Annotated in this window: 22 protein-coding genes and 1 riboswitch; of the genes, 12 read left to right on the plus strand and 10 right to left on the minus strand. The window is 43.6% G+C overall.

Features of this window, described 5'->3' with window-relative positions; genetic code table 11:
• Positions 1-119: 119 nt before the first annotated feature.
• Positions 120-276: riboswitch (cobalamin riboswitch) on the minus strand.
• A 118-nt stretch (positions 277-394) separates the two neighbouring features.
• Genes AMICO_RS01695 through AMICO_RS01705 form a run of 3 tightly spaced genes read left to right on the plus strand, consistent with a single transcriptional unit; the run spans position 395 to position 3,563 of the window.
• The gene (locus tag AMICO_RS01695; RefSeq protein ID WP_013047743.1) at positions 395-1,534 is read left to right on the plus strand and encodes an ABC transporter substrate-binding protein; all 1,140 of its coding nucleotides are present in this window, start codon (positions 395-397) and stop codon (positions 1,532-1,534) included.
• Positions 1,531-2,535 carry an iron chelate uptake ABC transporter family permease subunit gene (locus AMICO_RS01700; RefSeq protein WP_013047744.1) on the plus strand — a complete coding sequence of 335 codons (1,005 nt, stop codon included), beginning with the start codon at positions 1,531-1,533 and terminating at the stop codon, positions 2,533-2,535. The genes AMICO_RS01695 and AMICO_RS01700 overlap by 4 nt, the downstream gene beginning before the upstream one ends.
• Positions 2,532-3,563 carry an ABC transporter ATP-binding protein gene (locus tag AMICO_RS01705; protein ID WP_013047745.1) on the plus strand — a complete coding sequence of 344 codons (1,032 nt, stop codon included), beginning with the start codon at positions 2,532-2,534 and terminating at the stop codon, positions 3,561-3,563. The genes AMICO_RS01700 and AMICO_RS01705 overlap by 4 nt, the downstream gene beginning before the upstream one ends.
• A 3-nt stretch (positions 3,564-3,566) precedes the next feature.
• On the opposite strand, the gene AMICO_RS01710 is transcribed toward AMICO_RS01705, so the two are convergent.
• From AMICO_RS01710 to AMICO_RS01720, 3 genes are read right to left on the minus strand one after another with little or no spacing between them, the layout of a single operon-like run.
• Positions 3,567-4,319, minus strand: coding sequence for an energy transducer TonB (locus AMICO_RS01710; RefSeq protein WP_013047746.1), 753 nt, complete (start codon positions 4,317-4,319; stop codon positions 3,567-3,569).
• A 3-nt stretch (positions 4,320-4,322) separates the two neighbouring features.
• A complete protein-coding gene (locus tag AMICO_RS01715; RefSeq protein WP_013047747.1) occupies positions 4,323-4,712 on the minus strand; it encodes an ExbD/TolR family protein in 390 nt (129 codons plus the stop codon).
• Between the two features lie 2 nt (positions 4,713-4,714).
• A complete protein-coding gene (locus AMICO_RS01720) occupies positions 4,715-5,344 on the minus strand; it encodes a MotA/TolQ/ExbB proton channel family protein (RefSeq protein ID WP_013047748.1) in 630 nt (209 codons plus the stop codon).
• A 224-nt stretch (positions 5,345-5,568) separates the two neighbouring features.
• On the opposite strand from AMICO_RS01720, the gene AMICO_RS01725 reads away from it, so the two are divergent.
• Positions 5,569-6,975 carry a sodium-dependent transporter gene (locus tag AMICO_RS01725; RefSeq protein WP_013047749.1) on the plus strand — a complete coding sequence of 469 codons (1,407 nt, stop codon included), beginning with the start codon at positions 5,569-5,571 and terminating at the stop codon, positions 6,973-6,975.
• Positions 6,976-7,020: 45 nt separating this feature from the next.
• Here the strand turns inward: AMICO_RS01725 and speE are convergent, their stop codons facing one another.
• Positions 7,021-7,872, minus strand: a complete 852-nt coding sequence (gene speE / locus AMICO_RS01730; protein ID WP_013047750.1) for a polyamine aminopropyltransferase — start codon at positions 7,870-7,872, stop codon at positions 7,021-7,023.
• A gap of 29 nt (positions 7,873-7,901) precedes the next feature.
• Complete coding sequence (locus AMICO_RS01735; protein WP_013047751.1) at positions 7,902-9,089, minus strand: type III PLP-dependent enzyme; 1,188 nt, start codon at positions 9,087-9,089, stop codon at positions 7,902-7,904.
• A gap of 201 nt (positions 9,090-9,290) precedes the next feature.
• Here AMICO_RS01735 and AMICO_RS01740 point away from each other — a divergent pair, with 201 nt between their 5' ends.
• Entirely contained in the window at positions 9,291-10,256 is a 966-nt protein-coding gene (locus tag AMICO_RS01740; protein ID WP_013047752.1) for an MBL fold metallo-hydrolase, read from the plus strand.
• A 103-nt stretch (positions 10,257-10,359) separates the two neighbouring features.
• A complete protein-coding gene (locus AMICO_RS01745) occupies positions 10,360-11,349 on the plus strand; it encodes a glucokinase (RefSeq protein WP_013047753.1) in 990 nt (329 codons plus the stop codon).
• On the opposite strand, the gene AMICO_RS01750 is transcribed toward AMICO_RS01745, so the two are convergent.
• The 3 genes from AMICO_RS01750 to AMICO_RS01760 are packed head-to-tail and all read right to left on the minus strand — an operon-like array spanning position 11,289 to position 14,692.
• Positions 11,289-12,086: an LmeA family phospholipid-binding protein gene (locus tag AMICO_RS01750; protein WP_013047754.1), complete on the minus strand. Its 798-nt coding sequence runs from the start codon at positions 12,084-12,086 to the stop codon at positions 11,289-11,291. The two genes, AMICO_RS01745 and AMICO_RS01750, sit on opposite strands and share 61 nt — an antisense overlap.
• A gap of 51 nt (positions 12,087-12,137) precedes the next feature.
• A complete protein-coding gene (locus AMICO_RS01755) occupies positions 12,138-12,722 on the minus strand; it encodes a class I SAM-dependent methyltransferase (RefSeq protein WP_013047755.1) in 585 nt (194 codons plus the stop codon).
• The gene (locus AMICO_RS01760) at positions 12,719-14,692 is read right to left on the minus strand and encodes an ABC transporter ATP-binding protein (protein WP_013047756.1); all 1,974 of its coding nucleotides are present in this window, start codon (positions 14,690-14,692) and stop codon (positions 12,719-12,721) included. The genes AMICO_RS01755 and AMICO_RS01760 overlap by 4 nt, the downstream gene beginning before the upstream one ends.
• 136 nt (positions 14,693-14,828) lie before the next feature.
• Between AMICO_RS01760 and AMICO_RS01765 the strand changes: the two genes are divergently transcribed.
• Both AMICO_RS01765 and AMICO_RS01770 read left to right on the plus strand, forming a co-directional pair.
• Entirely contained in the window at positions 14,829-16,130 is a 1,302-nt protein-coding gene (locus AMICO_RS01765; protein ID WP_169302787.1) for an MFS transporter, read from the plus strand.
• A gap of 146 nt (positions 16,131-16,276) precedes the next feature.
• Entirely contained in the window at positions 16,277-16,477 is a 201-nt protein-coding gene (locus tag AMICO_RS01770) for a cold-shock protein (protein ID WP_013047758.1), read from the plus strand.
• 66 nt (positions 16,478-16,543) lie between these two features.
• Here the strand turns inward: AMICO_RS01770 and AMICO_RS01775 are convergent, their stop codons facing one another.
• A complete protein-coding gene (locus tag AMICO_RS01775; RefSeq protein WP_013047759.1) occupies positions 16,544-18,211 on the minus strand; it encodes a DEAD/DEAH box helicase in 1,668 nt (555 codons plus the stop codon).
• 349 nt (positions 18,212-18,560) lie between these two features.
• On the opposite strand from AMICO_RS01775, the gene AMICO_RS01780 reads away from it, so the two are divergent.
• The 4 genes from AMICO_RS01780 to AMICO_RS01795 all read left to right on the plus strand — a co-directional run bounded on the left by AMICO_RS01780 (position 18,561) and on the right by AMICO_RS01795 (position 24,394).
• A complete protein-coding gene (locus AMICO_RS01780; protein ID WP_013047760.1) occupies positions 18,561-19,634 on the plus strand; it encodes an efflux RND transporter periplasmic adaptor subunit in 1,074 nt (357 codons plus the stop codon).
• 18 nt (positions 19,635-19,652) lie between these two features.
• Entirely contained in the window at positions 19,653-22,697 is a 3,045-nt protein-coding gene (locus AMICO_RS01785) for an efflux RND transporter permease subunit (RefSeq protein WP_041459306.1), read from the plus strand.
• A gap of 126 nt (positions 22,698-22,823) precedes the next feature.
• On the plus strand, positions 22,824-23,489 hold the full coding sequence (locus tag AMICO_RS01790) for a transglycosylase SLT domain-containing protein (RefSeq protein ID WP_013047762.1): 666 nt from the start codon (positions 22,824-22,826) through the stop codon (positions 23,487-23,489).
• 20 nt (positions 23,490-23,509) lie between these two features.
• Complete coding sequence (locus AMICO_RS01795; protein WP_013047763.1) at positions 23,510-24,394, plus strand: DMT family transporter; 885 nt, start codon at positions 23,510-23,512, stop codon at positions 24,392-24,394.
• Here the strand turns inward: AMICO_RS01795 and AMICO_RS01800 are convergent.
• The gene (locus tag AMICO_RS01800; protein WP_013047764.1) at positions 24,376-25,578 is read right to left on the minus strand and encodes a CdaR family transcriptional regulator; all 1,203 of its coding nucleotides are present in this window, start codon (positions 25,576-25,578) and stop codon (positions 24,376-24,378) included. The two genes, AMICO_RS01795 and AMICO_RS01800, sit on opposite strands and share 19 nt — an antisense overlap.
• Positions 25,579-26,006: the final 428 nt, after the last annotated feature.

The raw sequence follows: 26,006 nt of genomic DNA on the forward strand, positions 1-26,006 counted from the left end.
TAGTCCCTCCTAAATGAAATAAAAAATAAGTGGCGAGGAAAGGATTGATACGACAACCTTTCCTCGCCACACAGAAGGGCAAAAAGAAGAGTTATCATATCACGCCCTCGCATGATAATGAACCACCAAGCTTTCCGATCGGTCTCCTGACTCCAGTTCATCCTCCCTCGCGCCTTCCCGGAAATTCCAGTGGCTTTGCGAGTTCGTCGCTGTTACAGTGGCGGGGCCGTTCTGGCTTTGCACCAGATTCCCTATACCGGAAAACAGACTTTCTTATTTGATTTTATCAGATATCATAGCCATAATTGATTGCTAGTCAAGTGTTTTTTGATTTACAGCCGATGTAAACCGTATAGTAAAATCTTTTTTGAAGGCCCTGAGTGTGAGGATAAATATGATAAAAAGAATTTCTCTCTTATTTTTATTTTTTTTCGTCATTACCCCTTCTGTGTGGGGATCTCCCCATCCCTTTCCAGAAGTTTCTTTGCAATATGCCCATGGCTTCAGAGTAGAGTGCGGAAATGGTTATTATGTGGTTACAGTAGACAGACCGTGCTCAGATGCCGCGGATTCCCAGTCCTATCTATTGTTGTCAAAGGGAGGATCTGTGCCTGAAGCCCATAAGGATTTGCCGGTCATATATATACCAGTCAAGCGGATTATTACGACTTCCATGACGATGCTTCCTTTTATAGAAAGACTTACGGATAAGAGTTCTCTCGTTGGTGTGGGGGGGAAGCGCTATGTTTATTCCGAGGACATCAGAAACTTGAACCTCCTCGATGTGGCATCAGATGCCGGATCAGGGCTTCGTATCGACGTTGAGAAGATTCTTTCCCTCCAGCCGGATGTAGTGTTTGTCTATACCTACACTGCAACGGAAAAAGAAGCAGCAGAAAGATTGGCCGCGCTAGGAGTTCCTATTGTCATTGCCTCTGATTATCTGGAAGAAACGCCCCTTGGCATGGCAGAGTGGATCAAGTTCGTTGCGCTTTTTCTAGGAGAAGAAAAAAAAGCTGAGATTTTTTTTAGAGGAGTATCAGAGCGATATAATTGCCTGAAAGAGCTTGCAAATAAGGCAGAGGCCCGCCCCACTGTTATGGTTAACGCAGCTATAGGCGGTATGTGGTATGTTTCAGGGGGGCGAAGCTGGCCTGCCCTTCTCATCCGAGATGCTGGCGGTGAATATTTGTGGTCGGAAGTGGATCTTCCCGGGAGTATCCCCATAGATTTTGAAAAGGTGCTGGAACGGGCGCTGAATAGCGATTTTTGGATTAACCCCACGACCTGGCGGAACCTTGACGAGGGGAGGGGGCAGGATTCCCGTTATACAGCATTTCGCCCTTTTCGAGAGAAAAAAGTTTACAATAATAATGCCAGGATTAATGGGGCAGGAGCTAACGACTATTACCAACAGGGCGTCATGCGTCCTGATCTGATACTTGCAGATCTTATCTCTATTTTCCATCCAACCCTGCTTCCAAATCATGAGCTTTATTTCTATCGTCTCTTAGAGGAGGGAACAGGCAAATGAGACGCTATCCTTTCATTTTTTTTATAGCAGTGTCTTTTCTGGGAATTTTTTTTGCTGCTTTGTCCCTTTCTTTAGGGTCGGTTTCTATCCCTTTTTACGAGCTATGGAATGTGATCTTTAACCATGGTGGTATAGAAAATGGGTGGAGGATTATTGTTCTTGAATTACGTCTGCCCCGTATTCTTACTTCCCTGGCAGCAGGCAGCGCATTATCTGTAGCCGGGTTGGGAATGCAGACCCTTTTTCAGAATCCCCTTGCTGGCCCATTTGTCCTTGGCATCAACGCGGGAGCCAGTTTAGGCGTAGCATTAGCGACCCTCCTTACCGGGGCTTTAGCAAGCTTAGGCCTAGCGGCATCTTCATGGCTTGGAAGTTCTCTTGTCCTTTTCGTAATGATAGGTATTGCAGGACGGCTCAAAAATAACATAACACTTTTAATATTAGGTCTTATGTTCGGGTACGGTGTTAGCGCCCTTGTGAGCGTTTTGATTCATTTTAGCTCCCCTGAACAAATACAACAGTTTGTTTTATGGAGTTTCGGTAGTTTTTCTTCCGTAACATGGCAACAGCTCTCTCTTTTCGTGCCAGTTTCTTTGTCAGGTGTAATGGCGATGTTTTTTCTCGCCAAACCGTTGAATGCCCTTTTGCTAGGGGAATCTTATGCTTCAACTATGGGAGTATCTGTACGCCATATACGCCTGGCATTGGTTTTTGTTACAGCCATTCTTGCTGGAACCGTAACTGCCTTCTGCGGTCCCATTGCTTTTCTTGGAATGGCAGTTCCCCATTTATGCAGACACTTCTTGAAAAGCGGGGATCATCGTCTTCTTATTCCTGCCAGTGCTCTAAGTGGGGGAGTCCTCGCCCTTGCCGCAGATTTTTTTGCCCATTTGCCTGGAAGTGCTCTTGTATTGCCTCTTAATGCCGTTACGTCCCTTGTGGGGGCTCCTGTTGTTGTCTGGGTTATACTTCGAAGCCCATATGGAGCAAAAGTATCATGAGTTTGAAGCGGCCCCTACTCGCAACCCAAGACCTCTCTATAGGGTATGGTCCGAAAAAAGGAACAACTCTTGTCGCTGGTCCTATCGCAACATCCCTTTATGAAGGAGAGTTGGTTTGTCTTATTGGTCCCAACGGTGTTGGTAAAACAACATTGCTGAAAACCCTGGCAGGAACCCAAAACCCTTTAGGTGGGGAAATAAGGGTTTTGGAATCTTCTCTGGCAGAACTTTCTCATAAGAAGCGGGCACAATTGCTGAGTTTCGTCATATCTGGCCGGCCCGCGATCCAGGGTTTCTCTGTCTTTGAATTAGTCGCCCTTGGACGGCACCCCTATACAAACTGGAAGGGAGAACTTGAAGACAGGGATATAAAAGCAGTGGAGAAGGCTCTTGTAGAGGTGAATGCCTGGCATTTGTCAGGGCGCGATTTTGCAAAGCTGAGCGATGGAGAAAGTCAACGTGTCCTTATAGCGAGGGCCCTTGCCCAGGATACCCCTATTTTGCTCCTTGACGAGCCTACGGCATTTCTTGATTTGCCCCGAAAAGTGGAACTTCTTTCTCTTTTGAGGCAGTATGCCTGGAAGATGAACAAAGGAGTTCTTATGTCGGTGCACGACATAGATTTAGCCTTGCGTTTTGCTGATCGCATCTGGGTCATGTCCCCCAGTCATTCTTTTACTGTTGGGATTCCGGAGGATCTGGTGCTGTCCGGCGTTATAGAGGAAGTATTCTCATCAGAAACCATCAGATTTGACAAAGAAAAAGGCGGATGGAAGTTAAAGGAAACGCCAGGTATGGGTATATGGATCGAGGGAGATCCTGTTGCGGTCATATGGACAGGCAGGGCTCTGGAAAGAAAGGGGTATAAACTCCTTTCAGAATTAGAAAGAAGTATTCAATCATGGCATGCCTCTATAAAAGTAACCGTAGACCCTGACCCTTTGTGGGTTCTTTCCTTTCCCAGTGGGCAAGTAGCTCATGCAGCTTCTCTAGAGGAAGCTCTCGCCCTTCTTTCGTATTATCTTTAGTTTTCAATCTTTTAAGGAAAAAATAACAGGGATGCGAACTTTTCCTGTGAAATCTTCAGAGAAAAGCCACGTCTTAAGGGCGCGATAGGCAGCTTTATCTAAACGGTCATAACCGCAGCTTTGTTCCGTTTCTATTGTTATAACCTTTCCTTTCTCTACAATAGCTATAAATATGCCCTTTCCCTCTTCCCCCTTCCGCCGGCTTAATAGGGGATAGAGCGGCTTTTCCCTCTTCTTTATAGAAAGAGATGCCACGTCAACTGGTTCGATGGCGAGATTGCTTTCCTGATGCTGAGGAAGGGGCGCTCTACTTTTATTCATACTCATTTTTTTCGCTGTTGAACCTTGAGTTTCGTTGGCAGCGGCATTAAGCACATTTGCTGATTTTTGTTTTACAGGCGTCTGGCGCTGAGTAGTAGTTTTTTTCTGAGAAACATCTTTTTTTTCTGAGAGTTCTGACGGTTTTGTTTTTGCTTTAGGAATAGATTTTGCTGGTTTTTCTTCCTTTATTTTTGTTTCTGTTTTTTGAGTCGGCTTTGTTTCTTCTTTGTAGTTTTCCCTGGGTGTATCGTAAAGACTGCTATTGTCTTTAGGTCTTTCGGACTTTGGAAAGGGGACACTTACCAGCCTAAGGGTCATTGTCTTTTGAGGAGGGGCAAAGGGCGCAGTTGCCCCTGTGGCGAGCACTGAGAGGCCTATCAATAAGCATATATGAAGAAAAAAACTGCAAATAAAGGGGAGCATGAAACGCTTCAATTATTACTCCTCCTGTAGCATAAGGGCTATTTGTATGAGCCCTTTTTCATGGAGGCGGCTTAAAAAGGCGGCAACAGTTCCATAAGGGACCTCACGGTCAGCAGCCAATAGAATGGTCCTGTTGTTTTTTTCTGCCTCTATAGCTCGAAGAGCAAGTTTCTCTTCAGATATGGGCTCATTCTCCCAGAGAAGGGTGCCATCGATTTTAAGGGTAATATAGATGTCCTGATCTGATTCTAGAGCATCCGCCTTGCCTTGCGGAAGTTGAACCTGCAGCTGGCTTTGGCCAAAAGTAGTCGTCAGCACGAAAAAGATGATAAGGATAAATAGAATGTCAACAAGAGGTGTTATGTCAATCTCTGGGAGTTTGCTTCGCGTGGGACGGGAGGCCATTATTATTTGTCCTTTCCGTGAGGAGCTTTCGTTCCTGCCGTAAGCTTTTCCCTTATTAAAAAATCAGCCCCCCGGTAGAGGGTTTCCTCCTGATCATCGATCTTGGCATTTAGATATGTATAAGCCAATACTGTTGGTACGGCAATGCTCAGTCCCGCAACGGTCGTTAAAAGGGCCTGCCATATTCCTCCGGAAAGGGCGATCATGGGGGATTGGCTTGCCTGAGGAAGGCCGCGAAAGATTTCTACCATGCCTAGTACCGTTCCCAACAGCCCCAGGAGGGGAGCCACTCGGGAAATAGTGCCCAGGAGAGTAAGCCCCTTTATCCATCGGAAGAGCTCTCTTCGAATCTGTTGTTCGAGAAGAAGTTTGAATGCTTCTGTATCAACTTGCCAGTGAGCTACAGCAGCAATAAAAAGACGGTGAAGAGAAGAATCTCCAGACTTTGCTATTTGAGTTGCTTTCTCAGCGTCATTTTCATAAAGGGCCTCGCTAAGCGCCAGTTCAAGCTTTTCTGGATCAGTTGAAGACCGTCGAAAAAACAGTACTCGCTCAATAAAGACTCCCAAAGCGATTATAGAAAGAACGAATATAACCCACATTATAGGGCCGCCTGCCCTCATTATTCCCATAAGCAGTTCACCTCATTACTCAAAAGTTTACTCTGCAAGTATGATAAATCTTTAGGGGAATGTCAAAGAAAGCTTTTTAGATGTTGACTCAGAAGAACCCATGATTTAAAATTCGATACAATTTCCTTTTTGCGGCTAAGTACGCAGTATACAAGGACTTTTATTATGAATACGTTTTATTATGGCGCTTTGCCTGACATCATCATTTCAAGGGAGTGGTAAAAGTGGAAAAATCAACATCGCCCAGAGAAGGTTTTTCGTCTGGGCTGGCTGTTTTTTTAGCCGCACTGGGTTCTGCAGTTGGATTGGGTAATATCTGGAAATTCCCCTATTTAACAGGTGCTAACGGTGGTGGAGCTTTTTTATTTGTTTATTTCATTTGTGTCCTTTTCGTAGGAATTCCAGTTTTGCTCTGTGAGTGGTATGTAGGACGCTATACTCGCCGCAACGCAGTTGGAGCTTTTGAAAGCCTTAAGCCTGGTTCTGCCTGGAAAGGAATTGGAGTAATGGGAGTTTTGGCGTCATACTTGATTATGTTTTTCTATACGTGCGTGGCTGGATGGGTCTATTTTTACTGTTTCAAGGCTTTTACCGGATCTTTCGCATCAGTGACGGCCAATACGGTAGAAGAACTCTTTGGGCAGGTTATAGGCGTAGGGACTGCCGGTAAATCATTCTTTTCAAAAGATGTTCTTTCTCCCATTTTTTGGCAGGTGATAGTTCTTTGTGTTGTGGGGACAGGAATCTCTATGGGGGTCAGGTCTGGTATAGAAAGAATTACAAAAACCCTCATGCCATTGCTTTTTATGCTCATTATTATTTGTGATATTCGTGCTCTTACGTTGCCAGGAGCAGGGGAAGGCATTCGATTTCTGTTTCATATAGACTTCTCTCAGATTACACCTGCAGTTGTATTGAGTGCTTTGGGGCTGGCTTTCTTTAAGCTTTCGCTGGCTATGGGAGTTATGATTACCTATGGTTCTTATTTCACAGAAGATGTCCATCTGTTTAAGACCGCTGGCAAGATCGCCTTTTCTGATACCCTTGTCTCTATGTTGGCGGGAATAGCCATATTTCCCACCGTTTTTTCTTTTGGGATGGAGCCTTCCGCGGGGCCAGGGCTGCTTTTCATGACTATTCCTCTTGTTTTTTCCAAAATGCCACTGGGCGCTTTTTTACTTGCAGCCTTTTTCCTTCTGACTTCTTTTGCCGCAACAACGGCATTACTCTCCCTTATGGAAGTTCCCGTGGCTTTCTGGACCGAGGAGTTTAACATTTCGAGGAAAAAAGCAACGTTTCTTAATTGCCTCTTTATCGGCCTAGTTGGTGTCACAGCCGCCTTATCTGTGGATAGCTCAAGCTTGCTTGGTGGATATAAGCTATGGGGACGGGGCTTCTTCGATTTCTTTGACCATCTGTCTTCAAACATTATTATGCCTTTGGGCGGTCTACTCATCGCTATTTTTGTGGGATATTTTGCTAAAAAAGATGACGTTGCTTGTGAATTATCCAATCATGGAAGCCTTCAAAATGATACGTACGTTTCTTTTTTCAATTTCGTAATTCGTTATGTTTCACCAGCTCTTCTTGTAATTATTTTCCTAAACACTATCGGCGTTATTTCCTTTTAGTCAATAATGTAACAGCCCCCGCAGTAAAACGGGGGCTGTTGTTTTTTATGCCTTATCAAGTAGTTTTTTTAAAAAAGGCGGAAGGACAAATGCTGCCTTGTGTATTTCTGTAGTGTAATATTTTGTCCCTTCCGGAGCTGGGCAACGAGGAACAGAAGGATCCAGTTTTTTTGAGCCGATTGTATAGGTCCATATTCCCGTTGGATAAGTTGGCATAGCTCCCCAGCAGAGGGAAGTGATGGGGTAGACTTTTTTTATCTCCTGAAAAGCTCCCACAACGACATTGGAGTCAGAGAAAGGAGATTCTGTCTGGGCCAACATCATGCCGTCCTCTTTCAATGCTCTTTTTACATCGCTGTAAAAATCAGCTTCAAATAGCCCTGCCGCAAAATCCACAGGGTCAGTGCTATCTATAATAGCTACATCAAATTCATTTGATACAGAGCTTATATAGGCCAGAGCATCCATGGATTGAACATCAGCCCTGGGATCGTCCATAGCGCAGCTTATAGTGGGGAGGTATTTTTTAGAAGCATTAATTACCTCTTTGTCAATATCAATCAAAGTAGCTTTTTCTACCTCTTTATGTCGTAGTACTTCACGAAGCACACCGCCATCGCCGCCGCCAACAATAAGAACTCGCTTAGGGCTGGGATGAGCACAGAGAACAATATGGGCCATCATTTCTGAGTAGCAGAATTCGTCTCTTTCGGCTATCTGAATGGCGCCATCAAGAATAAGCATCCGGCCATATTCAAATGTTTCTACAAGCAGAATATCCTGATACTCTGATTTTTTGTTTATCAAAATCTGATTGATACGAAGACTTAACTTCATATTAGAAGTTTGTTCTTCTGTCACCCAGAGTTCATTGTATCGCTTCGCCCTACGTTCCAATGCTTCTCATCTCCTTTAGCTTTAGCTATTTATTCCTCCCGTGGCAAAATATATGCCGCAAGGGGAGGAAATCCATTAAAATACACTGATGAATAACTCTGTGTATAGGCCCCCGTTGTAAGGATGTAAACACGGTCTCCCTCTTCCAGGGTCAGAGGTAGTTCATATTTGTATTGTTCGTAGAGGATGTCCATGCTATCGCATGTGGGGCCTGCAATGATCGCTTCTTGTACTATCCCTTTTTTCTCTACATAGATAGGATATTTAATGGACTCATCAAGAGTTTCAATAAGTCCTCCGAACTTTCCCGCATCAAGGTAAATCCACCGATATTGACCAAATTCAGACTTTCTTGAGATAAGAACAACTTCGGTGACCATGACCCCTGCGTCTCCTGCCATATATCGGCCAGGTTCAAGAATGATTTCCGGCAAATTTTCTCCAAAATCTTCTTTTAGGTATCGCGTTATTTCTGTTCCGTAAACTTCTGCCCCGACTGTAGGATAAATGTACTGAGAAGGAAATCCCCCGCCAAGGTTGATCATCTTGAGGCGAATTCCTTTTTCAGCTACAGAGTCAAAAAGATATTTACATGTTGAAATAGCATGATCCCACTGCCCTAAATCCCGTTGCTGGGACCCTACGTGAAAAGAAACTCCATAGGGTTCAAGGCCGAGCTCTTTAGACATTAGAATAAGCTTGTAGAGAGTATCAGGATGGGCGCCAAATTTTCGTGATAGGGGCCAGTCGGCTCCGCTTCCGTCTGTTAGGATTCTAAAAAAGACCTTTGAACCGGGAGCATGTTTTGCCAGCTTGTATAAGTCGCTTTCCGAGTCGGTAGCAAAAAGACGAACCCCTTTTTCGTATGCGTAGGCGATATCTTTAGCCTTCTTTATAGTGTTGCCGTAACTAATGCGGTCTGGTGTGGCTCCGAGAGCTAGAACCTGGTTGAGTTCGTATACCGATGCGATATCAAAACAGCTTCCCTTTTCAACGAGCAGTTTCACCACGTCATCGAGCGGATTAGCCTTTACGGCATAGTAGATTTTTGCAAAGGGCATGCCTTTCTTTAATGAATCATATTGTTTCTCGATAACATCAAGATCGATGATGAGGCAAGGTGTTTCCTTATCTGCCGCAAAAGCCTTAATTCGTTCGAATTTTTCTCTCGTCATAAATCTTTCGAGATCAAACTCGTAGTGATGGGATGTTTCCACTGCAGCACCTCCAAATAAATTTTTTTATACTACGCTATACTAATGGTAACGTTTTAATACCTTTCATACAAGGAATGTAAGAGGACTTTTTCTTGACAGCCTTATTAAATTCTCTCTACACTAGGCAATGTACAAAACCATGTCGAGTATAAGAAGATACATAATTTTAGTTTAAAAAGAAAGCTCTTGGAGGAAAAAATAATGTTGAATATTCACAGTTTCTACCAATCAAAGTTCCCCCATCTCGCTGCGGAATTTGAGGGAGGTTCTCTATATCTTATTGATCTGCCCATTGCACGTCCAGGTTTTGAGAAATTCATATCGGCATGGCTTATTAGGGATCAGACAAGAAATCGAACCCTCTTGATCGATCCGGGCCCGGCCTCAACTCTGCCCCGGCTCTATGGGGCTTTAGAAGAGTTGGGAACCCCTTCCATAGATTATGTACTGCTCACTCATGTTCATATGGATCATGCCGGAGGGATGGGAGATTTCATGGACACTTTTCCAAAAGCGAAAATAGTTGCTCCTTCCAATGGCATCAAACATCTTGTAGACCCTTCAAAGCTTCTGGCTGCAAGTCTCGAAACATTACGGGACATGGTGGAAGTCTATGGGGAGATGGAGGCTATTTCTGAAGATGCCTTTGCAGATCCTGGAGATGTGGAAGGAGTAAGATTTTTCATGACCCCAGGTCATGCTGCCCACCATCAGGCGATTTTTTATGATTTGGAAGAAGACTTCCCGATCCTTTTCGCGGGAGAAGCCGCAGGAACGTATATAGGAGATGTAGAAGGGAAAACTTTCTATATGCGCCCTGCAACCCCGCCTCGTTTTTTCTTTCACAGTGCTGAGGAGTCCATTGAATTTTTGATAAAGAGCTCTTTCTCCATGTTATGTTACGCCCATTATGGTTGGGTTCGGGATGGGAAGAGATTTTTGTTGAAAGCTCTTGAACAGATGAGATTATGGAGAAATTTTGTAGAAAAACATTCAGGAACACGGGAAGAACTAATAGATATAGTTTTGGACAAGGATGCAAATCTCAAGGGGTTTTTTGAGTTCTCCACTGAAATGCAACGAAGAGAAAGGTATTTTATTGACAACAGTCTCAAGGGGTTTATAGAAGGGGCTATTTCTGAGAAACGAAAAAAGGCAATTCCATGAAAAACAAGTTGAAATTGCTCTGTTTCGTTTTTCTCTTTGTTATTTTGATTGCCTGGTTGAATGTTTACCTGGCTCGTTTTTTTCCTCAGTGAGGAGGGAGATAGTGCATATTCTAACTGCGGATATTGGCGGAACTACAAGTCGTTTTGCACTTTTTTCCGTAAGGGATAAGAAGGTCTTTCTCGAAAAGATTATTCGAAAGGCAACGGCCAGATATGCGTCTTTCTTTGAAATTTTAGAAGAGATTCGTATGGAAGACGGCAGATTTTCCTTTGATGAAGTGCTGTTTAGTGTGCTTGCTCTTCCTGGCCCTGTAAGAAAACAAGATGACATCGCTTTGACCAATGTGACCTGGCCCATACCAATAGCCTCTCTTCGACGAGCTTATAGTCAAGCCCCTCTTTTGGTAGTAAATGATTTTATTGCCCAAGCCTATGGTTGCTTAACCCTCCATAAGGGGGACTATTTCACAGTCAATGAAGGACAGATGGATCCGGAAGGACATGTTGCAGTGATAGGGGCAGGAACAGGTCTAGGATGCGGCGTGCTTGTTCCATATGCTTTTCAGAAATATGCCCCCCTGCCATCTGAGGGGGGCCACACAACCTTTGCTTTTCTCAAAGAAGAGCAGTCTTTCGAGGTTTTTCTCAGGAAAAGGACTTCGGCCTCTTACATCACAAAAGAAATGGTGGTTTCCGGAAAAGGCCTGTCCCTTCTTTATGAGTTCTTAACGGGACACTCTTTAACCCCTCTGGAAGTAGCGGAAAAGATAAGTCCGTCATCTCTTACTGCCATGCTATTTGCTACATTTTATGCCAGAGCCTGCAGGGATTTTGCTTTAACCGTAACCCCTTCCAGAGGACTTTTTATCTCTGGCGGCGTGGCTATCTCCAATCCATGGATCGTTGATAACGATATTTTCAAGAAAGAATTCACTTTTTCCTCTTCCCATAGCGCCTTTCTCAACACTATCCCGGTGTTGTTGCTTAAAAATGTCGATAATGGGCTCTGGGGCGCAGTACATTATGGCATTCACTGTTTACCGGAGTTTGAGCAAACTATGGGAGTTGAAGATTCTTTTTCATATTTGTAAACAACCCCCTCAAAAGGTTCAGGTTCTTTAGCGCTTGACAAAGTTATAGATGTGTCACTATAAGAGATTGACGTTAGTTTCAACGGAAACACGAACTTGCTGAGGTCCAAAAGGGGCTGTATTTGAGAGACAGCCTTTTCTGTTATGAACTCAGGTACATCCACTCTGTTAACCCGAACCTTATAGTTATCAAGCCATATTTGCTGAAAATCCACTATTTTGAGCCGGCTTTCTATTTCGATAAGGATGTCAAGCTTGAATAACAAGCGGACAAGATAGTATCCTTTGGCGTAAATGCCTTCAGGATGGATGTCCAACTGTATGTTGTGCCAGTGATCATCGTTTCCAAACTCTTTTTGGATCAGGTTCCTGTTGATGTCATCCTCATCAATAATGCCTTTAGCGAGAATGTTCATAATGTAGTCTGCTTCCGGCCCTTTTTCTCCCCAGTCTCTCATGGGGGTGAGCTGTACACCCATGGCTCGAAGAGAGAGATTGTCAATTCGAACACCACCAATGATGGCCCCTTCCAAATTCATATATATATCGCGGATATATCCACTTTCATCTGGTTCTTCGTCAAAAATTATTGTCATTTTTTCGGGGTCCAGTTCTTTTATGAAATGGTGCTGGAGCCTTTGGCTAGGGGTCATGATTTCCGCTTGTCCCCCCCAAAGAGGATTTGAGAAGAATATAAGTATGATTGAAACAAGACATATAAGGGAACGTTTCATCATAAAGTACCCTCCTAGAGAGTTAATTTAAATAGACCGACAGTCATTTTATCATTAAAGGGTCAGTTTTTTGTAGACGTGGATAAACCAGTACAAGCCATAGGTTTCTTTGTCAAGAACGTAGTTCCTTTTTAAGATCTTTTCTTTAAGATGCTGGGGGGTAGTATAAAACACAGGAGAAATGAATAGTTTTTCAAGGCAACCTATCAATGCGGTAAGAATTGAGTTCTTGTCAAAATCGTGAATGAGCAAAAAACCGCCGGGAGCAAGTATTCTGTCTATTTCCTGAAGCAACATGTTTTGCTCTTCTATGTGATGATAGGTGTCTGAAAGAATAACCCCATGAAAAAAATCTTCTTTGTAGGGAGTTGCTCGTCCATCTCCAAGTGTAGTTATAACTGGAGTATTTTGTAAAAAGCGGGTCATATGAGGGCTTGTGTCAAGTACGTGTATTTCCCTTTTTTCTCCGAGGAGTTTGCGGGCTAAATAGCCGGTTCCTCCTCCCAGATCCAGTATTCTTTGTTCCGGCTCAAGGGGAACCATTTTAAGTATGGTATTTGTTTTGTAAAGACCAGCTTTAATCATAAAAAGATCGTAATAAGGTGCTAATTTTTTAAAAGGGTCTTGATCCTTTTTCATGATGAGCTCTTTTGTTTCACTTTTTCTTCCACAGTTTCAATTTGTTCCATGAGCATTTCCCATTCTTTCATGTACGTAACGAGCAGCCCCATAATTTCGTTATGCCGCATCATAATTTTCTGAACCTCAAGAGTGTTTTCTAAAAATGAGGGGTCGCAAAGAGAGGTTTCAATCTGCAGCTTTTCTTCTTCCAGCTCTTCAATTATTGTCTCCAGAGGTGTGAGATCTTTCATGATTTTCTGCTTTTCTCTGTATAGAAGGTTTCTTACTTCGGCCTCTTGCCGCCTTCTTTCTTTTTCATCATTTTTAGAGGGAGTAGCATTCTCTCTGCTGGATTCTTCGGTGAGGGATAGTTTTTCAGTTTCGAGCCTTTCTGCTCTTTTCTGGATGAAATAAGAATAGTTTCCTGGATACTCAAGAATTTTCCCTTCCCGTATCTCAATAACTCGTGATACAAGTTTGTCGAGGAAATACCGATCATGAGATACGATAATAATAGTACCATGATATTCTGTTAATGCTTGCTGAAATATATCTCGAGTTCGCATATCAAGGTGGTTCGTCGGCTCGTCAAGAATGAGCAGGTTTGTTTCTTCCAGAAGAAGCTTAAGGAGAGCTACCCGGGATTTTTCTCCACCGGACAGAACAGATATTAATTTATAAATATCATCACCGGAAAAAAGAAAAGCTCCAAGAAGACCTCTCTTTTCTGTATCTGTTCCGAGATAGCCAGTATTGGAAATTTCCTCCCAGATAGTTCGATTGTAGTTGAGGTTTTGAGCGCTTTCCTGGGAGAAAAAACCCATCTTTACATTATAGCCGTAAGAAATATTTCCCTCTGTAGGAACTTCTGACTGACTGATGAGTCTTGAAAGAGTAGATTTCCCGGCACCGTTCACGCCGACGAGAGCGATTTTTTCTCCTCTGTGGACAGAAAAAGAAATGTCCTTGAAAATGAGGTTGTCACCATATGTTTTTTTGACATCCTTGACAGAAATAACTTCTTGGCCGCTTCTAGGGCATTGGGGAAAATGGATAGCGACCGCCTTTTCTGAGCTATCAGTGTCTACAAGGCTCATCCTTTCGAGTTTTTTAATACGGCTCTGAACTTGTGTCGCTTTTGTTGCCTTATATCGGAAACGTTCGATGAAAGCGAGGTTTTTATCCATTTCGGTACGTTGTTTACGGGCTATACGTTCTCTTTCTTCGTTTCGCCGGGCCTTTTCTTCCAGAAACCACGAAAAATTCCCTTTATACAGAGAGATGGCGCCTTGTGAAAGCTCCGCAGTTGATGTGCAGATTTTGTCGAGAAAATGTCTGTCGTGAGAAATGGCGATGAGAGTGCCATTAAAATTTAAAAGCCAATCCTCAAGCCACTCCATGCTTTCAGTGTCGAGGTGGTTGGTGGGCTCATCGAGCAGAAGGATATCAGGTGAAGAAAGTAGCATGGCTGCTAGAGAAATACGCATTTTCCAGCCCCCTGAAAACGTACTTGTGTACCTCTGGCCATCGCCATCAGAGAAGCCAAGCCCCTTCATTACCTTTTGTGCCATGGCGGCAAATTCGTAACCCCCTAGCTGTTCATAACGATGTGAGAGGTGATCATGCCTTTTGAGCAAAGAATGATACTCTTCCTCGTTTTTAGCAGCTCTGGCTATATCCTCTTCTGTAGCTCTCAGCTCTTTTTCCACAAGGGCTATCCCGGCCTGTTTTTTAAGATAGTGAAGGAGGACTGTGTCTTCTATCTCTACGAGATCCTGGGAGAGATACCCAATACGGATGCCTTTGGGAAAGTAAACATTTCCTTCACGGGGTTCTACCAGTCCCATAATGATTTTAAAGAGAGTTGTTTTTCCAGTGCCGTTACTCCCAATGAGGCCTGTTTTACTTCCGTGTGTAATAGACCAATTCAGAGAGTTATAGAGCCCTTGTTCCCCGTAAAAATGAGTAATATTTACAAGTTGAATCATTTTCTTCACCTTTTTATCTATTCTGCGGCAGAAATTATATCATGTATGAGAAGCTAGAAGTATTCTTGTCTTTATGCTATGGTACTGTTTTTTAGAGATTAAAGAAGGGATGCTTGTTGTTAGGGAGGTGCTTTATGTGGGAAAAGATGAGGAGATGGAAAGAGGCTTACGCTACAGATGGATTGTATGGGGAGTAATGGTCTTATCCTATGTGGTTGTATTCTTTCATCGGCTTGCCGCTGGGGTAGTGCGTAACGATTTAGTCGAAGCTTTCGGTTTAAGCGGAGCGGCTTTTGGAACCCTGGCATCCCTTTACTTTTATGCCTACATGATGATGCAAATCCCCGTTGGCCTCCTGGTAGACTCTCTTGGTGCAAGAATAACTATTTCCGTCGGTACCCTCATCGCTGGAGTAGGAGCGCTATTTTTTGGGTATGCCCCTACTGCGTCCGTGCTTTTCTTGGGGCGTTTCCTAGTGGGTATTGGTGTTGCCACAGTATTTGTTTCTATTTTGAAAGTTCAATCACAATGGTTTCGTGAGCGAGAATTTGCAACGCTCTCTGGAATGACATCCCTTATTGGTAATGGAGGGGGGCTTTTGGCCCAGACACCTCTTGCTTTAGCTGTAGCTTTTCTTACGTGGCGGACGACGTTTGCTGCCATAGGAGTTTTTTCAGTTTTCCTTGCTGGTGTTTGCTATCTTTTTGTTCGCAATAGCCCTCAGGATATGGGGTTCCCCTCTATTAACGAATCAGAGAGGAAGCGCAACGAATCTTCAGACAAGAGCATTGGGGGGAAAATTAGCCTAAAAGAAGGATTTAAACAAGTGGTGCGTGTGCGCCATCTGTGGCCAGTGATTTTTTTCTTTTCCTTCAATCAAGGAGCCAGTCTGTCTTTTACAAGTGCCTGGGGAGTTGCTTATATGGAATCGGTATATGGTCTTCCTACTACTAGCGCTTCTTCTTATATTGCAGTCATATTAATAGGGCTGATGGTAGGCAGCCTTTTTTCAGGATGGTTTTCAGATAGGATGGGGAGGCGTAAATGGCCCATGCTTTTTCTTGCCTCCCTGAATGTCGCAACATGGGCAATCCTTGTCTTTTACAATGGAGGTCAACCGCCACTTGCAATACTCAAACCTCTTTTTTTTATAATGGGCTTTACTGCGACAGGTTACGTTGTATCATGGGCTCTTGCTAGAGAAGTAACTCCTTCTAACTTCACAGGTATTGCTATTTCCCTTATGAATACGGCGTGTTTTCTTTCCATCGGTCTTTTTACAACATTGTTAGGAAAAATCCTTGATCGTTATGGAAACCTTCTTCAGGGTCCTCTCTTATTTCAGCGGGTGTTATTCCCATGTTTTGCGGCAGTCCTTCTGAGTTTTGTATGTGCGTTATTTGTTCCTGAAACAAAAGGGGAAAATATCTATAGATGAGTTTTGCCAGGAAGAATAGGAGTAGAGCCCAGCTGAGTAGCGCAAAATCTTAAATATTGCTTGACAGTATTTACTCGATCAGGTATCGTCTAGGAGCCGTGTTTGTATAGACGGCTCCATATTCTTCATTAGGAGGATTCTTTTTTATGGCTCAGGGCACAGTGAAATGGTTCAACGATAGCAAGGGGTATGGTTTTATTACGACAGATGAGGGAAAAGACGTCTTTGTCCATTATAGTGCAATCATGGGTGACGGCTTTAAAACATTGGCTGAGAATCAGAGAGTTTCCTTCGATGTTACTCAAGGAGAAAAGGGGCCACAGGCTGCCAACGTTCAGAAGCTGTAGTTTTAGGGTATTAGAGAATAAGAAGATAATAAAGAAAAGCGGAGCTTTCAAGGCTCCGCTTTTTTATTATCTTTTCTTCCGCTGACGGAAAGGCTTTTTCCCACGTTTTTCTACCGCTTTATATGATTTTCTTCCTTCGGTTATTAGTCCTCGTTCAATAAGACGATGGCCAAAACGCTCAAAATCTTTTTCTATAGACGGGAGCAATTCCACCTGGGCATGGTCATTTTGTAAACGAATAGCACCCACTCCCGACTTGTCAATGTTCAACGTGGAGCAAATGACCCTCAAGATTTTGCCAACATCCCAACCCTGGTCTCTGCCACGTTCGATCCTAATGGTGGTCTGAAGAGATGATCCCGCGCTTCCGCTTTCTTTGCTTCTGCTTCTTCGGGGTGTGCGTCCCCGTTTCAAATCTTGTTCGAGATCGGCAGTTAATTCGTATCCGGCATTCTTTCTGGAGAAAAGCAATCCCAGAAGCCGAGCGATCATAGCTCTGCTCTCGTTGCACTCCAGCAGAGAATCTGCCCACTCTAGATTCTCTGGGGTTTCATAATGCTCAGCGGCAAAGACTCTTTCTTCATAGCTAATGCGCTGTTTCTTGCGGATATCTTTAGGATCAGGAACATTCTTCCATGTAATTGGAATGGTGGATGTTTTCACCATGCTCTTGAAGCCCGTTGCTTCTTTTGGAGAAAGGACAAGCAGGTTGCGCCCTTCATGCCCGGCTCGTCCAGTTCTGCCGCTCCTATGGACAAACGTTTCACGATTATCAGGCAATCCCATTTGTATAACATGAGAAACCCCTTCCACATCAAGACCTCTGGCTGCAACATTCGTTGCTACAAGGAGGGGAGTCCGTCCACTTCTAAATTGTGAGAGGGCCATATTCCTCTCCCTTTGGCTCATCTCTCCATGAAGGCACATGGCCTGGAAGTTCTCATCATGAAGCCGTCGAGTCAGCTCTACCGTTTCAGCCCTGGTGTGACAAAAAACAATAGCTCGTGAGGGCTTTTCCCACAAGAGTACATTAATAAGGCCTTCTTCCTTGTGCCGTGTGGGTACCAAATATACTTCATGAGTAATATCCTCATGAGCCTCCCCTTCTTCTGTAAGAGAAATAAAGACAGGGGTTTTAAGATATCGTTTTGCCAGATTCTTAATTTCCGCCGGCATAGTTGCTGAAAAAAGCCATACTCTCTGACAGTTTGGAAGGCTATCTAGAATTGCTTCCAGCTCCTCCTTGAATCCCAGATCAAGCATATGATCCCCTTCGTCGAGAACGACTATTTTTATGCCAGACGTATCAAGAGTACCCCTTCTGATATGGTCAAGGACACGACCAGGCGTTCCCGTTACAACGGCGGAACCATCTCGAAGAGAGCGTATCTGCTGAGACATATCCATTCCACCAACGAGGGAGGCGGCAGATACATTAATATAGTTTCCAAACCATTTGGCTTCTTTCCATATTTGCTGGGAGAGTTCTCTTGTAGGAGAAAGAATGAGAACCTTAGATTCCCTTTCTCCCGCCGTGATTTTTTGCAGTAGAGGGAGAAGAAATGCGAGAGTTTTCCCAGATCCCGTCTTAGCTCTGACAATAATATCCTTTTCAAAAATCTTTTCAGACAGAACCCGATCTTGCACAGGGGTTGGTGTTGAAAATCCCTTTTCCGCGAGGGCTTTTAGGAGTTCTGCCCGTAACTCGTATTGCTCAAAATTGTTTTGTTCCATGAATATAAAAGTGCCTCCTGTTTCTCATAGGGCATAAAAAAATGGCCTCCTTCAAAAGGGGGCCACATCTTCACTACCCTTTCTTGTATCTTACTATTATGCAGAAGTTTTTCGTTTTGTCAATCAAATTCGAAACCTTCAGTTTTAGATATCGGGGTATCATGTATTGCGTCTTGACAGATTTTAAATTATTAGAATATTATACTTTCTAGCATCCTTTATGTCCAGAGTTTTTGGCTTCTGTTCGGAAAACGCATCAGGCATTGGCGAATCTAAAGAAAGCGGCAGGATTATATTGTCCTCTCACGGCAGGATTGTCGAAACAGGACAATGAAAATGAGGGGCAGCCATGAAAACACGCAAAGAAGTGATGTTTCTTCTGCTTGTTATCATTTTATTAGGAATAGGGTGTATTTTTTTCTTCAGTCAGAAGAGAGAAGAGCAAAAAAGCCAGACCTCTATGAAAGAAGAGATAGCGGCAGCTGGAATTCCTGTTACTTCCTATGTAGTGGAACGAGCCTACTGGGATTATTGGAAAACCTATTATGGCAAGATCAAGGCTGCTTCGGAGCAGTCTATAACAGCCTATGTTCGGGAGTTTGTGTCATCTGTCCATGTAGATGTGGGAGATATGGTCATTCCAGGGGATATTCTCTGCGAGCTTGAGAAGGTCACTCAGACATCGGTATTGACCTCTCAACAGACTGAGTTCGAGAATGCCCGGCGAGATCTCGAAAGGAAGAAGCATCTTTACCAGGCTGGCGGCATATCAAAACAAGAAGTAGAGCAGGCTGTTGCCCTTCTTAATGAGAGAAAAGCCCGTCTGCAAGAGGCGAGAACAGTATTCCAGCGAACAGCGATCCGCTCGTCGACAAAGGGAGTGGTTCTCTCAAAGAACATTCATGTAGGGGAAATTGCGGAGCCTGGAATGGAACTTTTCCGTCTAGCCAGTCTGGAGGACCTGGAACTGGAAGTCATGATCGCTTCTTCCGATGCCCTCCACATTGATGTTGGCGTTCCTTGCAGAGTTCTTTATAGTGAAACAGTAACCCGAGGAGTAATAAAGCGCATTGACCCAGAGGCCCAGGCTGAAACAGGAATGTATAAAGGAGTGATATCTCTCGAACGCACGCTGAATCTTTATCCCGGTACCTTTGTAGAGGTTCAGATTCGTATGGATTCGAGAAGAAATGCTATTGTAATTCCCGATGATTTGTTACGGAGGGAAAGAAACGAAGCGTACGTTTTTGTCATTATCGAAGATAAGGCTTTTCGAAGAAAAATTAATCCAGGGAAGAGTCAGGATGGCCTATTGGAGGTTCGTGGAGAGCTTGATGAAGGAGAAGTGTTAGTTAGAGAGGGAGTAGACCGAGTATATGACGGAGCGACGGTAGTGGTCATTCAGAAAGGGCAAAAGCCCTAGGTACATGGGGTGTTTGGCATGAAATTTTTGCGAGTATTTATTTGTCGGCCAGTATTTACAAGTGTTACCGTCCTTATGGCTATTGTCTTGGGAGTGTATAGTTATTTAAATCTCGGGATAGCCCTTGTTCCCGACGTAGACATACCGGTCATCTCTGTTACGACAACCTACTTAGGGGCAGGGCCCTCTGAAATTGAACTTTTAGTGAGCAAGCCAATAGAGGATGCTGTTTCTCAGGTTGAAGGAGTCAAACGTATCCGCAGCTATTCTTTAGAAGGGATTTCCTTTGTCGTAGTGGAATTTGAGTATGATATCAATATTTCAGAAGCCACTATGGATGTTTCCAATCGCGTAAAAGCAATAAGCGGAACTTTGCCAGAAGATTCTAAGGATCCCATTACGGAAAAATTTGATATTAACGCCTTCCCCTTCATGACTATCGCTATTTCATCAAATCTCCCCCCGGAATATGCTTTTGATATTGTGGAAGACAGAATTCAGCGTAGACTGACCCAATTACAAGGGTTGGCAAGGGCTGAGATTATTGGCGGGTTAAAAAGGGAGATCCATGTTTATCTTGATCCGGTGGAATTACATCAATATCAGATCTCTCCAGACAAGATTATTCAGGTTTTGCAAAGAAATAATTTCAATGATCCTTCGGGCCACATAGTTCAGGGACGTAAAGAGCTCTCCGTCCGCGTTCTAGGAGAAGTGGAAGACCCCTTAGAGCTGGAGAATATACGAATTCCGCTGCATGGATCCACTTCCATACGTCTTGGTGACATCGGCAAAGTGGCAGATACCACGGAAGAGAGAAGAGGGTACGCTAGATATGAGGGAAAAGAGGCTATCCTTCTCGATTGCATTGCCACTCCAGGAAGCAATATTGTTGAAGTGAGCGATAGAATCAAAGAAGAACTGGAAGATATTAAACTTCTTTTGCCAGAGGGGTTTGAAGTTACAATTACAGATGACATCTCAACTTTTGTCAGAGAATCAATACGAAATGTTTTTCGCGACATGGTCGTGGGTATTCTTCTTACGGGCCTCGTTCTTTTCCTGTTTTTGCAACGCATTTCTCTCACCTTTGTTGTTGCTGTGGCAATGCCCACTGCGATTATCTCAACATTTATTCCCATGTTTGTCTCAGGCATAACGATGAATATGATGAGCACTCTCGGCATTGCCATTTCTGTCGGAATTCTCGTTAACAACTCTATTCTAGTTCTTGAGAATATCTATCGGTACAGGGAAATGGGAGAAGGACCTTTTGAAGCATCTGAAAAGGGGACGGCAGATATTGCCCTTTCTGTTTTTTCTACCACGGCTACAAATTTAGGAGTGTTTATCCCTGTAGTTTTCATGAAAGGCATAGCGGGACAGTTTTTGCGTGATTTCGCTTTGACTATTGTCTTTGCTACAATTTTTTCACTTTGGGTGGCCATGACGTTAACTCCTATGGTTGCGGCGCGAATCAGATATGGTTCAAAACCTTCAGTTTTCAGTCAGAAAGCAACAGCCTGGTGGTCGTGGATGTACGATAAGTTTGATAAAGCCCATGATATTCTTGTAAGGAAAGCTATTGATAGCCGTTATCTGACCCTTGCTCTCTTCCTTTTTGCTTTTATAGCATCTCTCTTTCTTCTTCCTATGTTGGGAACAGAATTTATTCCTCGGGTTGATCGCGGACTCATGGAAATATCCATGGAACTATCTTCTGCTTCGTCTCTCTCTTACACAGAAGAAGTGACGGAAGCTGTGGAGAAACATGTTCGCTCTTTACCTGGAGTGGCGGCAATAGAAGTAGCGGTGGGAGGCAGTCGAGCAGATGTAGGAGTGAATCAAAGCCGCCTCAGAATCATCCTTTCTGACGATCCAAGGCGCCCCACTTCCTTTGCTTTAGCTGAGCAGCTGCGGGAATATTTCAAAATGATTCCAGATGTAAACGCGAGTATCACAGCCTCTGTAAGTGGCGGAGGGTCTCCTGGCAAACCGATCCAGATTCTTGTTTCAGGGGAAAACATCGAAGAACTCAATAAAATTGCCAGTCAAGTTGTTGCTACAATGCGAAGTGTCCGGGGAGTAGTTGATGTAGATACAAACTGGCGGTTGGGACGTCCTGAATTTCAAGTTATCCCGGAACCTTGGCGCCTGGGGATTTTAGGGGTTTCAGTAAAAGATGTTGCCGATACGGTGCGCAACTATATTACAGGGAAAAAAGCAGGTGTTTTTAGATTAGAAGGAAGGGAATATGATATTTTGACCCTCCTTGATCCCGGCCACATATCCCAAATGAGCGATGTGGAGGAATTTCCTGTTGCTACGTCCGCAGGTTTCGTTCCTCTTTCATCAATGTCAGAGTTTACTCACGGAGTGGGCCCAACAAGTATTCTCCGTTCTGATCGGACACGTGCTATTACCATAGAAGGGGATGTGAACGGTCGAAGTGTAGGTTCCGCTTTTGAAGAAATACAGGTAAAACTCAAAGAAGTAACCTTACCCAGAGGCTATCGTTTTTCCTATGCAGGCGAGGTAGAAGATATTAAAGAAAATTTTTATTACCTTTTTGTGGCTTTTGCCATGGCTATTGTACTCACTTTCCTGATGATTGCCGCTATCCTTGAATCCTACATCTATGCCTTTATTATTATGGTCACCTTGCCTCTTTCCGCAATTGGTGTTCTCCCGTTTCTGTACATCACAAACACTGCTATTTCTCTCTATGGTTTGCTTGGTGTAGTTATGCTTGTAGGCCTTGTGGTGAACAATGCCATTGTAATCATAGATTACGCTGAAAAAAAGAGAAAAGAAGGGGTTTCTCCCAGAGAAGCAATTCGTGAAGCCTGCTCTGTGCGATTGCGCCCTATCGTTATGGCTGATTTGACATCTATTATTGCCATGATTCCGTTGGCTTTAGGAGAGGGGGCAGGAGGCCCTTACCGCGCCCCTATGGCCATTGTAGTAATAGGGGGTCTACTCGCTGGAGGAACCCTCGCGCTCTTTGTGGTACCGCCCGTGTACGGGATCCTTCACAGAAGGACTTGGCATGATGACGGTTGATAAGATTTTGAATATCAATTAAAATACCTCCAATCATTAAATCTAATTACGGCCTATAAAAACAAGGTTCAACTTGAACCTTTAAGACCTTTGAATAAAGGCTTAAAGAGGAAAGGGGAGTTGATAATGGCTTGGCGTTTCCTGAGGGTAACTTTCTTTCTCGCTCTTACACTTTTCTGTATGGAAGTAAGAGGGGCATCTCCTTCCTGGGCTGAGGGGCAATATCTGACCCTTCCTTCTGAAATACACGCCCACCATGAAAATTTCCAAAGAGAAAAGGAGAGAACCGTTGTCGTTCAGAAAAGACGGCAGAAAGAGGCGGAACATCAAGTTCGCAAAGAAGCCATTGCTGAGTTTTTTCAGGAAAAGAACAAACATCTTGAGTCAGAACGGGCTGAAAGCTACGCGCACTATGTTTTAGAAGCAGCCCATACTTTCGGTGTTGACCCATTTCTCATAGCGGCAATAATTATCAAAGAATCAAGAGTGCGAGACAGCGCAAAATCCCGGGTAGCCTATGGCCTCATGCAGATCAATTGGAAAGTGCACAGGCATAACATCGGAAAGGCATTCTCCCATATTAGGACCCTCACAGAAATGATGAAACCTAAAAATAACATTTTAGTGGGAACATATATATTTTCATGTTATCTCAGTTCTTCCAATGGAGATTTGGGACGGGCGCTGCTGAAATACTATGGGGGGAAAAATGTGAAATATGTGAATAAAATATACTCCTATCGCCATGAGCTGGATAAGCGCTTTGCAAAAAAACTAAACTCCTTCTATTAGGAGGGACAGGAGTTCTATAAGTGACATCTTCTACCCATCCGCGACTTAAGGTGCTTCTTGCGGTTCTATTTTGGGGAGGGTCTTATACAGCTACTAAAATAGCTGTATCTCGGGTTTCTCCAGTAGCTGTTTTGTGGCTTCGTTTTGGAATTGGGGCAGCTGTACTTGGGCTAGTCCTTTTTCTGAAAAAGAGGCTCCAGCTCCTTCCCCTCCATCAAATGACAGAGCTGTGCTTTCTGGGTTTCTTTGGGGTTTTTCTGCATAATTACATCCAAGCATGGGGCCTTCGCACAGCAGCTGCTGGAATATCCGCGCTTATCATAGCCTGCACCCCCGTTATCATCGCATTGCTCAGTGCTTTTTTACTTAAAGAAAAACTCGTCCAAAGACAATCTTTGGGAATTATCATGGCTGCCTTTGGTGTGCTTTTTATTCTTTCAAAAGGGAATTTAGCCTTTCTGAAAGAGGGCAATTACAGTTTCGGGGAATTGCTCGTGGTTTGTTCTGCTTTCACCTGGGCTCTTTTCTCTGTTTTTTCCAGAAAGGCGCTTAAAACCATTCCCCCAGCCTTGGCCATGTTCTATGTCATTTTATCCGGCTGGTTTTTTTCGTCGATCCCCTTTCTGTTTCAGGGTGTCAGAGAAATTTCAAAGCTGGATATGGCGGGCTGGGGAAGCACACTTTTTCTTGGAGTCTTTTGTTCCGCTCTTGCCTATGTTTTTTGGTACGATGCTTTAAAATTACTTCCCGCCTCAGAAGTTGGGGTATTTCTCTATATCAGTCCTATTGTAGCTGTAGCTGTGGCTTGGATATTCCTTGGAGAACCCCTTCTTCTGTCTAGTATCATTGGCGGGGGACTGGTTTTGACAGGAGTAAGTATCGTTAATTATCGCAAAAAGAGCTGACTGTCACCCCTATCAGAAAGTTCGTGGATAATGATTGCTGTATAAAGAGAAAATATCTCTTTGAAATTCTGAGAATCAAGCCCGCAGATAGACTCAATTTTATTGATCCTGTAGTTGAGCGTGTTTTTATGGATGTTGAGAGCTTGAGCAGCAGCGCTTGGGCTAAAACGGTGCTCGCACCAGACCCGAAAGGTATGAATGAGCTCCTGACTGTCGGAAGCTTTCCTCAAAGGAGCTAAATGGGAATTTCTGTAACGTTCGGCAACATCGCGGCTCGCTGTAGTCAGGAGATCTTCAAGCATCATGTCTCCGATAGAATAGATCCCCGGTTTTTGATAAATATTTTTCCCTATAGTAACGGCTTTCCAGGCGTCGCGATGGGAAGCTGGGAGCCTTGACAGGTTTTGAGCAAGAGATCCAATGCCAATGACAATATGTAGCCCTTTCTCCTGGAGAAGGCCTTGTAGCACTTCACATTCTTTTCGAGTTCTTTCCACGACTTCCTTTTCATTGAGCAAAGAGTTAGCGGCCCTTAATATCTCATAGCGGTCAGAATCCATCATGGTTGAAATGTCTTGAGGTCGGTTAAAGGCTGTTCTTATGGCCATGAGCACGTCCATCTGGGTATAGGGGGCAGTTCCCACGTCTGTAACCTTGTCTGCCGGTCGGGAATAGAGTAATTCCGCTGCTACGGCAATTCTTGGAATTTGAAGCTCAAACCCAAGTCCGCGTGCTGAAACATACAATGATGATTCATCATCGCGCTCGGGGTTAAAAGAGGCGATTTGCTCCATAAGGGTTTGGATAGCCCGGCTTCGAATAAAGAAAACTTCAGAGAACAACTTTTCGCTTAATATCAGCTCTGTATGCTTTTTTACAAGCAGGCCAAATTGGGTAACTCTTGCTGGGGAACCTGTGAGGGCTATGGTTCCAATTCTTTTCCCAGTAAATTCGATAGGTAAAGTTACCCCAGGTTTCACGCCCGTTAAATGTGTAACTTCGTTCTCTCTCTGGATGGAAATCTTTCCTGTTTGGATTGCTTCAAGGGAAGGTTCATGAAGAGACCCCTTCCTGCTAGGATCGCTAGCCCCGATAATGATTCCTTTTTCATCAGTAATAATCAAGTCTATATTTATAAGCTCGGCGGTAGAAGAAGCGATTTTTTGTGCAATTTTTTCAAGCATCACTTAGTTCCTCCCTAATTTTAGTTCTACTCGTTATGTCTTTGTGTAAAAATACAATAAAGTATCTAATAAATTTGTTATTACTGTTTTATTGAACCATGTTATGTGTTTTATTTTGTGTATAATATACTTAAAGAACAAAAAAGACAAGCCAGATCCTGTCAAAGTGAATCAGGAGCGAACTATTGCAAAAACTCCAAGTGATGGGTTTGGTTGAGGTCATAAGAGAAATTGAGGAGTCATATGAGGAATGGCCTGGCCGTGCCATTAAAAATAAATTTCCCCTTTCCCACGGGAGGACAAAAATGTCCTCCCGTTTATTTTTTATTTAATTTGTTTACTTTGGTAAAGAAATGATCACTTTAGATAAGAATTCTCTTGTCTTTTCTATGCTTTATTCATAGAATAGGCATGGTGAAGTCTTCAAA

The sequence above is a fragment of the Aminobacterium colombiense DSM 12261 genome (assembly GCF_000025885.1).
GTDB lineage: Bacteria > Synergistota > Synergistia > Synergistales > Aminobacteriaceae > Aminobacterium > Aminobacterium colombiense.